The sequence below is a fragment of the Caulobacter sp. 05T431 genome, assembly GCF_056665975.1.
In genome coordinates this window covers 1-353 of record NZ_JBFTKU010000199.1, presented here as the reverse complement: position 1 = coordinate 353, position 353 = coordinate 1, and the positions used below count along the sequence as shown (strand labels likewise).

The window sequence follows — 353 nt, the reverse complement described above, 5'->3', positions numbered from 1 at the left end:
AAACCGGGACGGTGACCCAGACAACATGGTTAAGTTCCTTGTCTCATCGGGGGGCCGGCTCCAGACGATCGTCGCTGACGTAGTCGTTTGGGTCCTCGAACCGTTCTTCGGCGGGTGCGAAAGCTGTACGGGGTTTTCCGAAGGCACGCCTGCTAGCCTCGATGATGGTACGTCCAACGAGGAAGTTCGCCCCGCCGCCGATGACGGCACCAAAACCGAACGGAACGACTTTTCCAAGAACGATGATGCCCTGTTTTGTGCCGTACTTTGTAACAAAGTTGCGACCGATGTACTTATTGATCTGTCTAAGTGAAGCGGCCGGGATGGCATCCAGCGTGTGCCGTGCCCAATGT

General features: G+C 56.4%; 1 protein-coding gene. It reads right to left on the bottom strand.

Going from position 1 to position 353, the window contains the following annotated elements; translation table 11 throughout:
• Positions 1 to 43: 43 nt before the first annotated feature.
• On the bottom strand, positions 44 to 353 hold a 310-nt coding region (locus tag AC1U89_RS25095; RefSeq protein ID WP_479902323.1), incomplete at its 5' end, for a hypothetical protein.